Source organism: Lactococcus cremoris subsp. cremoris KW2 (genome assembly GCF_000468955.1).
GTDB classification, from domain to species: domain Bacteria; phylum Bacillota; class Bacilli; order Lactobacillales; family Streptococcaceae; genus Lactococcus; species Lactococcus cremoris.
This window is the reverse complement of sequence record NC_022369.1, coordinates 1,338,608-1,350,110: the sequence shown is the minus strand read 5'-3', so window position 1 is coordinate 1,350,110 and position 11,503 is coordinate 1,338,608. Positions and strand designations below refer to the sequence as shown.

The 11,503-nt window shown below is 33.6% G+C and carries 14 protein-coding genes; 11 read left to right on the top strand and 3 right to left on the bottom strand.

The genetic code is table 11. From position 1 onward, the window contains the following. The first annotated feature begins 78 nt into the window (after positions 1–78). Together KW2_RS06420 and KW2_RS06415 are read left to right on the top strand one after the other, a co-directional pair. Positions 79–450, top strand: a complete 372-nt coding sequence (locus tag KW2_RS06420; RefSeq protein ID WP_011835057.1) for an ArsC/Spx/MgsR family protein — start codon at positions 79–81, stop codon at positions 448–450. 58 nt (positions 451–508) lie between these two features. Beyond that, a complete protein-coding gene (locus KW2_RS06415) occupies positions 509–835 on the top strand; it encodes an arsenic metallochaperone ArsD family protein (protein ID WP_021037348.1) in 327 nt (108 codons plus the stop codon). A gap of 96 nt (positions 836–931) precedes the next feature. Here KW2_RS06415 and KW2_RS06410 read toward each other — a convergent pair whose 3' ends face one another. After that, positions 932–1,468: a ClbS/DfsB family four-helix bundle protein gene (locus KW2_RS06410; protein WP_021037347.1), complete on the bottom strand. Its 537-nt coding sequence runs from the start codon at positions 1,466–1,468 to the stop codon at positions 932–934. A gap of 291 nt (positions 1,469–1,759) precedes the next feature. Between KW2_RS06410 and KW2_RS06405 the strand changes: the two genes are divergently transcribed. The 8 genes from KW2_RS06405 to KW2_RS06370 all read left to right on the top strand — a co-directional run bounded on the left by KW2_RS06405 (position 1,760) and on the right by KW2_RS06370 (position 7,973). Further along, positions 1,760–3,274 (top strand): BglG family transcription antiterminator, encoded by a 1,515-nt coding sequence (locus KW2_RS06405; protein WP_021037346.1) that lies wholly within the window; start codon positions 1,760–1,762, stop codon positions 3,272–3,274. Continuing rightward, positions 3,240–3,704, top strand: a complete 465-nt coding sequence (locus KW2_RS06400; RefSeq protein ID WP_021037345.1) for a fructose PTS transporter subunit IIA — start codon at positions 3,240–3,242, stop codon at positions 3,702–3,704. The genes KW2_RS06405 and KW2_RS06400 overlap by 35 nt, the downstream gene beginning before the upstream one ends. A 50-nt stretch (positions 3,705–3,754) precedes the next feature. After that, complete coding sequence (locus KW2_RS06395) at positions 3,755–4,630, top strand: ketose-bisphosphate aldolase (RefSeq protein WP_021037344.1); 876 nt, start codon at positions 3,755–3,757, stop codon at positions 4,628–4,630. 112 nt (positions 4,631–4,742) lie between these two features. Continuing rightward, positions 4,743–5,057, top strand: a complete 315-nt coding sequence (locus KW2_RS06390; protein ID WP_021037343.1) for a PTS fructose transporter subunit IIB — start codon at positions 4,743–4,745, stop codon at positions 5,055–5,057. Positions 5,058–5,059: 2 nt separating this feature from the next. Next, on the top strand, positions 5,060–6,163 hold the full coding sequence (locus tag KW2_RS06385) for a PTS fructose transporter subunit IIC (protein WP_021037342.1): 1,104 nt from the start codon (positions 5,060–5,062) through the stop codon (positions 6,161–6,163). A gap of 9 nt (positions 6,164–6,172) precedes the next feature. Next, positions 6,173–6,691 carry a D-lyxose/D-mannose family sugar isomerase gene (locus KW2_RS06380; protein ID WP_021037341.1) on the top strand — a complete coding sequence of 173 codons (519 nt, stop codon included), beginning with the start codon at positions 6,173–6,175 and terminating at the stop codon, positions 6,689–6,691. 207 nt (positions 6,692–6,898) lie between these two features. After that, a complete protein-coding gene (locus KW2_RS06375; protein WP_021037340.1) occupies positions 6,899–7,096 on the top strand; it encodes a hypothetical protein in 198 nt (65 codons plus the stop codon). 103 nt (positions 7,097–7,199) lie between these two features. Next, positions 7,200–7,973: an alpha/beta hydrolase fold domain-containing protein gene (locus KW2_RS06370; RefSeq protein ID WP_021037339.1), complete on the top strand. Its 774-nt coding sequence runs from the start codon at positions 7,200–7,202 to the stop codon at positions 7,971–7,973. Positions 7,974–8,046: 73 nt separating this feature from the next. Here the strand turns inward: KW2_RS06370 and KW2_RS06365 are convergent, their stop codons facing one another. Both KW2_RS06365 and KW2_RS06360 read right to left on the bottom strand, forming a co-directional pair. Beyond that, entirely contained in the window at positions 8,047–8,877 is an 831-nt protein-coding gene (locus tag KW2_RS06365) for a LysR family transcriptional regulator (protein WP_021037338.1), read from the bottom strand. Between the two features lie 263 nt (positions 8,878–9,140). Then, on the bottom strand, positions 9,141–9,611 hold the full coding sequence (locus KW2_RS06360; protein ID WP_021037337.1) for a MarR family transcriptional regulator: 471 nt from the start codon (positions 9,609–9,611) through the stop codon (positions 9,141–9,143). 135 nt (positions 9,612–9,746) lie between these two features. On the opposite strand from KW2_RS06360, the gene KW2_RS06355 reads away from it, so the two are divergent. Next, complete coding sequence (locus KW2_RS06355) at positions 9,747–11,390, top strand: alpha-keto acid decarboxylase family protein (RefSeq protein WP_021037336.1); 1,644 nt, start codon at positions 9,747–9,749, stop codon at positions 11,388–11,390. The last annotated feature ends 113 nt before the right edge of the window (positions 11,391–11,503 follow it).

Below are 11,503 nucleotides of genomic sequence, written 5' to 3'. Positions count from 1 at the left end.
AATAAATACATCTCAAGTCTGAATTTTTAATCAAAAAATCGAGTTATAATAGAGGATATAAGTGAGAGGAGCGTGAAGATGATTAAAATCTACCAAAAATCAAGTTCAAATCAGTCAGCTGAGCGCGTAACCAGTTGGTTCAAAAAGCGAAATATTCCTTATGTTGTTATCTCTAAATCTTCTTTATGCAAAGAAGATATTGTCAGAGTTTTGGAGCTTTCAAATAAAGGCTTTGATGAAATTATTGTTTCGGAATCAAAAGCACCAAAACTTTATTCAGAATTGAGAAGTTCTTGCGATTTAGACCAAATTTCAACTGAGCAAATGATTCAATTTATTTTGAAAAATCAACAGCTTTTACGTTCACCAATTACATTTGATGACCGACGCTTGCTCATTGGCTATAATAATGAAGATATTCGTACTTTTATTCCTTGGCGCCTTCGTTAATGATTTTGAAGACCTCTTTTGATATAATATTTTTATTGACAAAAGACAGGATATAAAGATGAAAATAGAACTTTTTGAGAGAGAAATTCCCGAATTCAGTAATGAAATGATGACATTAACACAAGTTTTTGCTGCATTTAAAAGTGGTGAAGAAGTGCAAATGGCACGTTATAATTTGAAGAATCAGCCAGAAATGTTTCAGCTTTATCCGCAAGTGTTACAAATGATGGCCAAAGAAGATGCTTTGCCACTGACACTTGTTGATGGAGAAATTACACTTATTGGTGACTATCCAAGTGTGGAAGATTTGACAGAAATCACTGGTTTGAGTTTTCAAAATATTGCTTGTGAAGAAGGTTGTCAGGATTGTTCTTGTCATCAATAGCATTATTTTTGATAAAAGTTACTGACAGAAATTAACTGTATTTTATAAAATACTAAAGAACTATTTTCACTGACAAATAAAAAAATAAAAAAGACATCAGGCAATTGATGTCTTTTTATGTTCTTTTATTTTCTTAAAAGCCCAGTCATAGTGCGAAGAAAGTGAGGATTGGAAATATTGACCTAAGCTTGTTGTTCCTGTCCAATTAAAATATTTTTTCGTGTAAAGCTCCTCATTTGAAAAACTTTTAATAAGTGTCATTAATCGCTGATGAGTCTGAAAAATTTCTTTTTTCAAATCAGTCAGAGAAGTATTTTGATGTTTTATTTGAAACTGGTCATTCATTTCCCCATAATTTTTCCAGTTGTAAGGGTGAGGGAGAAAAGGGATTCTTTCTCCTTTACTATTTTTTTCGACAAAATTTAATAAAAGTAAGTGCCACTCATACAAATGTGCGATAACATCACGAATATTTTTATCTCTTGCCCAATGTTTTTCCTTTTTCTCAGCTAAATTAAATTCAAAGTGCGCATTTTTTGTTCTTTCGTCTAATTCGTCAATTAAATTCCACAGTTTTTCCCAATGATTTTGAGAAGATGCAAGCAGTTCATCTTTAGATTGCGCTCTGACCATCAAAATTCCTCCTGTTGACTTTTTTATTATATTCTATCATGAATTGTATGCCTTTTCAAAAGTTTGGATACGATATTCAATATGATTTTTGTTGTATTTTATAATATGCAATTCCTAAAAAGTAAAATTCTGTACTTTGGTAGAGCTTTTTTACTAATTTTCTATTTGAAACTGAACGAATTAAAAATTGTCCAGAGTTCTGGACAAATAAAAGTCAAAAGCATTCTAAAAGTAGGGTAAAATAAGATTGTAAAGTAAGAGCAAGAAAATAAAGTATAGAAAGGACGAACCATGTTTTTAAATACAAACGAAAGACAGGTGATGAGTCTTCTAAATTTTGAAAATTATGTTGCAGCCACAGGTTTAGCAAAACAATTACTTGTATCTGACAAAACGATTAGAAGAATAATAAATAAAATCAACGAGGGTTACCTAGAACATTATGATAATCCATTAATCATTTCTCAGGCTGGTAAAGGATTTAAACTGTCAGATTATTTTCGGGATAAAGATATTTATACAGAGTTTATAGAGAACGAACACGAAGAGAATGATTTGTATCGAATTATGTTGACGATTTTATTTAGTCACCCTTATAAAAGGAGAGAAGATGTTTTAGAAAGTGATTATCTATCTGCTAGTGCTAAGACTAGCAAATTGAAGAAAATCAAAGAAAGTTTTAAAGAATATTCCCTTATTTTTAAAGCCGAACAACATTATGTTTGGATTGAGGGTGAAGAAAGTCAAATCAGAAAAGCAATCAATCGATTAATTATGTTGATTAATAAAAATAAAACTTTTAATAAAATTGGCCTTCGTTTATTTTCAGGAGATAGTCAATTTATTGACCGTCAAGTTGAATTAATTGAAGAAGAGCTGCAGCAATATCTCAGTTATCCTTATGATTGGACGGTTAAACTTCATCTGTCAGTTCTTGTAAAACGTGTACGAGAAGGAAATATTACGCGTTCTATCAATAAAATTACTGACAGAGAAGCAGAACTAATGTCCAAAAATGAACTCTTAGCAAATTTATCAATAAAAGTTATCAAAAACTTGACAAATTACCTTAATTTTTCTTTAGATGAAGTGGAGCAACTTCTATTATTTCAAACCTTGTACGCGATTAATTTAAGTAGGCAAGAAAGCTTGAAAATCGATGAACAATTGGCAGATGAACTAACGAAGTGCTTGATACTCAAGTTTTTTGAAATAAGGGAAGCTGCGACCTTACAGCAGAGTCATAGACTTCATGAAGATTTATACCATCATATCTTACCCATGCTTTCACGATTGCGACTGGGTATCCATATTGAAAATAATTTATTAGATGAAGTTAAATTAAAATATAGTGGCTCTTTTGGAAAATTATCAAAAATAATAGATTCAATCAATCAAGAACTGGCTTTTGAAACTAAGATTGATGATTCTGAAATTGGCTATATTACTCTTTACTTTGAAAAATATTATTTAGAAATTACAACAAACAAAAGAGTTCTATTGGTCTGTTCAACAGGAATTGGAACAAGTGAACTGTTAAAAGTTAGGATTCAGCAAAAAGTTCCCAATTTAAATATTATCGGGACAATGAGCAATCGACAAGCTCGAAAAAGTCAAGATTATATTGCTGGAAACACTGATTTAATCCTGACAACAATTGACACCCCGATTGAAGAAATTGGCAATATTCCAATCATGATTATTAGTCCATTGTTGACTGAAAATGATGTCCAAAAAATAAAGTATATTTTAGAAAAAGGAGGGGAAAACAATGACAGAAATCGATTTGAAAAAAGTAGTTCATAAAAATTTATTGATTGTTCCGTCAAAATCTAAAAGTAAATCTGAAGTCATTCAAGAACTAGGAAATTTACTTGTCAGTAAGGGTTATGTTAGCAATGCTCAAGAATTTATCAAGGATGTTTATCTAAGAGAAACCGAGGGAGTGACAGGGATTGGGCAAGGTGTTGCAATCCCGCATGGTAAGTCATTGTCTGTCAAAGACACAACGATTACCGTTGCCGTCTTAGAAAATGATATTGAGTGGGAGACTCTAGATGAGCAACCAGTAAAAGTTGTCATTATGTTCGCTGTTAAGGATACAGATGCTACGACTACACACATCTTATTATTACAGCAAGTCGCTCAATTACTCGCCCATGATGACTTTCTTTATGAGCTGGGAAAAGTAAAAACGGTCGATAACTTGTATCAGTTACTGACAAGAAGCAACTAAGTGCACTAGGCAATTTTGCCTTAAAATATATTTTTATAAAGGAGACCCAAATGGTTTTAGTAACAGGAAAAGAACTACTCGCAGTCGCAAAAGAAAAGAATTTCGCAATTCCAGCCTATAATTGTGGCTCAGGTCCGCTGTTAAATGCGACTTTAAAAGCATGTGAGGAAGATCAAAGCCCTTTTATCATTGCAATTCATCCAGATGAGTTAAGTTTTTTGGAAGATAATTTTGTTGCTTCATGTATTGATGCAGCAAATAAGACCAAATTACCAATTGCTATTCATTTGGACCATGGAGGAAGCTATGAGCAAGTGATTCACTCAATTCAACTCGGAATGACATCTGTCATGATTGATAAATCATTGGCCCCATTTGAAGAAAATATTGCAATTACCAAAAAAGTTGTCGAAGCAGCACACTCTGTAGGGGTCTCGGTCGAAGCAGAACTGGGGACAATTGGAAACACGGGTAACAATGTTGAAGGAGGAAATCAAGAAGGAATCTACACCGCTCCTGAGCAGGCCAAGGAATTTGTTGAGCGCACTGGCTGCGATTCACTAGCGGTAGGAATTGGTACCTCTCATGGTCTCTATCCAAAAGGATTACAACCAAAATTGGCTATTGACGTTTTGGAAGAAATCGTTAAAGAAACTGGAATTCCTTTAGTACTTCATGGTGCATCAAATAATTTAGATTCTGAAATTAAAGCGGCGGTGACACATGGAATAAATAAAGTAAATATTTCATCTGATATTAAAATTGTCTTTGCTGAAAAGTTAAGAGAAGAATTAAATGATGGAAATTCTGAAAAACGTGAACCAAATGTTCTTTTTCCAGAACCTATGAGAGAAACTGAAAAAGTTGTCCATCACAAAAACAAGCTCTTCGGAGCAGTTGATAAAGCCAAATATTATTTCCAATAAATTATTATCAATCTGTCAAATCAAAAAAAAGTTCCCTTTGGTAAAATCTATCAAAGGGAAAACTAAAAACGACAAAAGTAAGCGATTACTTATTGAAAGTGAGGATTCTATTATGAAAATCGTTGGAATTGCAGCCTGCACAGCCGGTATTGCCCATACCTATATTGCCAAAGAAAAATTGACTCAATCAGGAATTGACCATGGGCATGAAATTCATATTGAAACACAAGGGTTAGCTGGTGTTCAAAATAAACTTGACCCTAAAGAAATTGCGGAATCGGATGTTGTAATTATCGCAGCTGACATCAAAATAAGTGGTCGTGAACGATTTAAAGGTAAAAAAGTAGTTGAAGTACCAACAAGTTTAGTTGTAAAATCGCCAAATAAGTTAATTGAAAAATTAGAAGAAATAAATCAAGGAGCTTAAAGATGGACGCTTTAAAAACACTAGGTTTTAAAAGGCATTTAATGACAGCCATTTCCTTTTTTCTGCCTGTTATTTGTGCAGCTGGTTTTCTATTGGCCATTGGTAATATCATGGGAGGCGAAAGCATTAATGATTTTTCAAAGGCCTTTACTTTTGCTGATACCATGTCAACGATGGGAGGATATGGTCTTGGCTTTCTACCCATGATTGTCTCAACAGCAATTGCCTATTCAATTGCTGATAAGCCGGGGATTGCTCCTGGTTTGATTGTCGGTTTTGTTGCTCACGGAATCAATACAGGTTTCATTGGAGGGATTGCTTCAGGTTTTGTGGTCGGGATCATTACCTTACTTTTTTACCAAAATGTCAAAGTACCAAAATGGATGGAAGGCTTGATGCCTACACTAATTGTACCTTTTGTTTCCTCTTTTCTTGGCGGAATGGTTATGTTTTATATTCTTGGAACGCCAATCAATTACTTGGTCAAAATTTTAACAAGTTATTTGATGAATCTTGATTCTTCACAACTTTTAATCTACGGTTTAATTATTGGCGTACTATCATCTATTGATTACGGTGGTCCAATCAATAAAACAGTATTTGCCGTCGTCTTTACTATGTTTTCTGAAGGAATTTATGGTCCTCTCACCGTGCTGATAGGTGCTTCAATGATTACGCCATTTGGCTATGGATTTACTTTAATTCTTCAAAAAATATTCAAAAAGAATGTTTTTGACAAACAAGATATTGAAACTTTAAAATCGGCTATACCTATGGGATTTTGTCAAATTACTGAAGGTTGTTTTCCGATTGTATTTAAAAATTGGTTGAAAAATATGATTGCAACAGGGATTGGTGGTGGAGTCTTTGGAGCATTATCCATGTTTTGGGGATGTGATAGCCACATTCCTGCTTCGGGAATGTTTGCGGTCCCAACCATGACGGGAAATCATGGCCTACTTTTTATTCTTGCCCTTGTCATCGGTTCTGTCGTTCAAGCTCTTACTTTTATTATTATCATGAAACCAGTTAATCCGAATGAAATGGTTGAATTTGAAGAGAAAGAAGAAGAGGAAATTGATTTTAAAGACCTCAAAATTTCTTAAGGAGAAAAGATGGAATACGAAGAAAGTGTTAGAAAAGCTTTTCAAGATTCAAATATAGCTTTTACAAGAGAAGAACTAGATAATATAGAATACGCCGATTTTGGTTTAAATAATATTAAAGAAGAAGGCTTAAATCTGATTATCTATATTAATAATGACCGTTATTGCGCCAAGGAAATGGTTCTTTTGGCAGGACAAACTTGTCCTGAACATCAACATCCACGTCGTGGAAGAAATCAAGAGATAGAAGGAAAAGAAGAAACTTTCCGTGTCCGAAAAGGACTGGTTTATCTTTATGTGACAGGAGCACCAAATGTAGATGAAATCAGTGCCAAACTTCCAGAAAAAAATAAAGAATGGTACAGCGCAAGGCATGAAATCATTCTTAAAGAAGGAGAACAATTTACGATTGCTCCAAATACGCTCCACTGGTTTCAAGCTGGTGAGGACGGGGCAATTATCTCTGAGTTTTCTTCGCCAAGTGATGATTCATCAGATATTTTCACTAATCCTCAGATTACCCGCTAAAGAAAATAAACTAGGACAAGGTCCTAGTTTTTATTTCAAACTAATCTCTTTAGGCCAAAATCGGTGCAGTTCAGGCCGATTTTAAAAATAATAGATAATTAAATAGATTTTCTGTGGTGTAATATTTTTCATATTGTATTATTGTATCGTAATTAATTGACGCCATACTGTTTTTGATTTATAATTAAGTTTGGAAGAGGTGATAAAATGAAAATTACATTTAAAACTTTAGATGGTCGCACATTGAACAAAGAATTTATTGATGCCAATGATTTTGTCCGCCAACAAAATCTTGAAATTCCGGCAATTGATGATTCCGCAAAAGTAGTTGAAGTTATTATCGATGAAAAACCTTACGAATTTGTAGGTAATATTGCTGATTTGTATTTCAAATTGAGCAAATAATCTATTTACAAAATTACTGATGAAACAAATAGACCTTCTCAAACCAACCTTGAGAAGGTCTTATGATAGTTGATGAGAAAGAAAATGTAGTCAGGAGGAAAAAATGAAAACTTTTACTTATGGAGAAGATAATTTACAAGCCATTGACCTCTATGAACCAGAAGAATGGAATAGCAAAACGCTGATCTTGATTCATGGTGGGGGCTGGTGGCAAGGAGATAAGGGCAAAGAAAAAGAGGTGGCCTACCGACTAACTGTGGAAGGTTATCAGGTTGCAGCCGTGAATTACCGGCTGGCCTTACAATCTAAAAATCTTTTTCCTACTCAAAATGAAGATGTTGAAACTGCCTACACTTGGCTTATTAAAAATATCCCAGCCTTCCAAGAAGATAATATCGCTTTTATCGGAGGGTCTACCGGTGGACATTTAGCTAGTTTTTTGGGATTGACAAAAGGTCGACCATTTGTCAGCCTATCAGGACTTTTAGACTTAAAAGGATTTTATGAAAATCATGAGAAAACGATTCCTAAGCAATTAATCATTGACCCAAAATTACCAAGTCAGAAGATTGACCAAGAGGGGGCTAATAATGCTTACTATAAGTGGATCATCGAAAATTTATTGGATTCGATAAATGACGATAATTTGGAAAAGGCTTCTATTTTTTCTAAAGTCACCGGAAAAAGTGGTCCTGGACTTCTTTGTAACTCAATGAATGAGATTGTTCCTGCTTATGAACATCAAAGGTTAGCAGAACTACTACGACATCAACAAATTCCAGTGGAAACCTGTCTTCTTAGTGGCTCACGTCATGGTGAAGCATATATTGATGACGTTTGGCCTAATATTTTGAACTTCTTGACACGTTATATCTAATCGTGCAAATGACCATTTTCCTCATAAAAAAACAACCAATGCTGGCATTGGTTGTTTTTTTTATTTATTTGATTTACTTAGTATGAGTTTTCATCTCGTCAATAAGTTCTAAAATCTCATCAGTATGAAAATTATTTGACTTGTAGAGGGCATAAATACTATTTTTTACACCTGTATAGCTGTATTGATAATCTTTTTCAAAATATTTAAGAAACCGTGCAGAAATGAAAGTTGCACTATTTTTATTGATGTCAATATTTGAGATTGCATCTTGTGTAGATTCAACAGCAGTATAAGGCAAATTGGAAAACAAGGGATTATTTTTCTCTAAAATCTTGTAAACATCCATTTTACTTTTACTGACGATAAGTGAAGTGACATTGCTTTCTATCGGCTTTTTACTGACAGAAATAATCTCATCATCAAAAATTTTTTTGACCAAAATATCAGCTGACAGAATTGGCCGACTAGAAGTACTGATAAGTGCTAAATCACAATAACCATTTTTTAATTCTGTCAGAGCATTGAAAGAAGAAGTACTCTTGATAATCAGCTGACCAAAATGAGTTGCATCATTTTCCTGCTCAAAAATTTGCGGAATCACAAAATGTGTCATTAAAAAATTTCCTGAAACTCGAAGGACAGCAGAATTCTTTAAGAGCGATTCCGCTGAAATTATGGAACTCTCAAAGAAAGAACGAATAATCTCATACAGTTGAAGACCTAGAGCTGTTAGCTGAATTCCCTGACCATTTTTTTCAATCAGATGAACTCCATAGGCGGACTCAAGCTTTTTAATTTGACTACTGACAGCTGGTTGACTGATATAAAGAGCTTCCGCCGCTTTGGATACTGATTGAAATTTGGCGACATGATAAAAAATTTCTAATTGATGTGTATTCATTGGATTCCTATTTCTGGCTTTCAGGTGTGATTAATAAATGAATATCTCCTCTTTATAAGTCAATTTCTCATAAACAGGGGAGTGTATTTGCAAAAAAGATTATAATTCAATAATTCTGATAGTCCTATATTTTTGAAAATTATTTTTTTAATTGTGAATATTTCAGAAGTCAAAGATGAGCTACTTGTAAATCTTAAAGTCTATGTCTGCACCTATTTTCTGTCAGTAACTTTTGAATAAGAAGCTGACAGATGATTGAGAATTTATAAACGATTGACGTATTTTTCACCAATTTCATCGGCGTATAATTCCATTACTTTACTCCAGAAAGTGCCAGTTTTATCGCCAGATTCATCAAAATATTGTCTCATTTTTTTTATTTGATTTTCATTCATACGTTTATCTAACATGGCGCCCTGTTCGGTCAGATAAAGCTGCTTGATTCTCTTATCATTTTCATTTGATTTGACATAAACTAATTCTTTTTCTTTAAGTTCATTCATCGGACCATTCAAAGCCTGCTTAGAAATATCAAGAACTTCAAGTAATTCATTAACAGTTAAACCAGGAAGTCTGCCGATAAAAAAGATAATTCGGCGATGTACCTGACGAATTCCGTAAGAAAGTACAAGGTTATCCTCTTGTTTTATAAATGCTCGGTATCCGAAGTAAAATAAAGCTAAATCTCTAGTAAAATTTAAGTCATCATCTATTTCTTGGTTTTCTTTAGTCATGGCTAACTCCTTTTATTAATATATTATACTTTATAATTTAGATAAGTCAATATCGTTGACTTATTTAGAAGAAAGAGTTATTCTTTAAATGTCAAGTTAGTTGACTAAATCAAATATAAAATATGGAGGAATGTGATGTATACAGTAGGAGATTACCTGTTAGACCGATTACACGAGTTGGGAATTGAAGAAATTTTTGGAGTTCCTGGTGACTATAACTTACAATTTTTAGATCAAATTATTTCACGCGAAGATATGAAATGGATTGGAAATGCTAATGAATTAAATGCTTCTTATATGGCTGATGGTTATGCTCGTACTAAAAAAGCTGCCGCATTTCTCACCACATTTGGAGTCGGCGAATTGAGTGCAATCAATGGACTGGCAGGAAGTTATGCCGAAAATTTACCAGTAGTAGAAATTGTTGGTTCACCAACTTCAAAAGTTCAAAATGACGGAAAATTTGTCCATCATACACTAGCAGATGGTGATTTTAAACACTTTATGAAGATGCATGAACCTGTTACAACAGCGCGGACTTTACTGACAGCAGAAAATGCCACATTTGAAATTGACCGAGTACTTTCTCAATTACTAAAAGAAAGAAAACCAGTCTATTTTAACTTACCAGTCGATGTTGCTGCAGCAAAAGCAGAGAAGCCTGCATTACCTTTAGAAAAAGAAAGCTCTACAACGAATACAACTGAACAAGTGATTTTGAGTAAGATTGAAGAAAGTTTGAAAAATGCCCAAAAACCAGTAGTGATTGCAGGACACGAAGTAATTAGTTTTGGCTTAGAAAAAACGGTAACTCAGTTTGTTTCAGAAACAAAACTACCGATTACGACACTAAATTTTGGTAAAAGTGCTGTTGATGAATCTTTGCCCTCATTTTTAGGAATATATAACGGGAAACTTTCAGAAATCAGTCTTAAAAATTTTGTGGAGTCCGCAGACTTTATCCTAATGCTTGGAGTGAAGCTTACGGACTCCTCAACAGGTGCATTCACACATCATTTAGATGAAAATAAAATGATTTCACTAAACATAGATGAAGGAATAATTTTCAATAAAGTGGTAGAAGATTTTGATTTTAGAGCAGTGGTTTCTTCTTTATCAGAATTAAAAGGGATAGAATATGAAGGACAATATATTGATAAGCAATATGAAGAATTTATTCCATCAAGTGCTCCCTTATCACAAGACCGTCTATGGCAGGCAGTTGAAAGTTTGACTCAAAGCAATGAAACAATCGTTGCTGAACAAGGAACGTCATTTTTTGGAGCTTCAACAATTTTCTTAAAATCAAATAGTCGTTTTATTGGACAACCTTTATGGGGTTCTATTGGATATACTTTTCCAGCGGCTTTAGGAAGCCAAATTGCGGATAAAGAGAGCAGACACCTTTTATTTATTGGTGATGGTTCACTTCAACTTACCGTACAAGAATTAGGACTATCAATCAGAGAAAAACTCAATCCAATTTGTTTTATCATAAATAATGATGGTTATACAGTTGAAAGAGAAATCCACGGACCTACTCAAAGTTATAACGATATTCCAATGTGGAATTACTTGAAATTACCAGAAACATTTGGAGCAACAGAAGATCGTGTAGTATCAAAAATTGTTAGAACAGAGAATGAATTTGTGTCTGTCATGAAAGAAGCCCAAGCAGATGTCAGTAGAATGTATTGGATAGAACTAGTTTTGGAAAAAGAAGATGCGCCAAAATTACTGAAACAAATGGGTAAATTATTTGCTGAGCAAAATAAATAGATATCAACGGATGATGAAAAGTAAAATAGACAAAGTCCAATAATTTTATAAAAAGTAAAAACATTAGGAAAATCCTAATGTTTTTTTATATAGCAAATTCAAAATTTCATCAT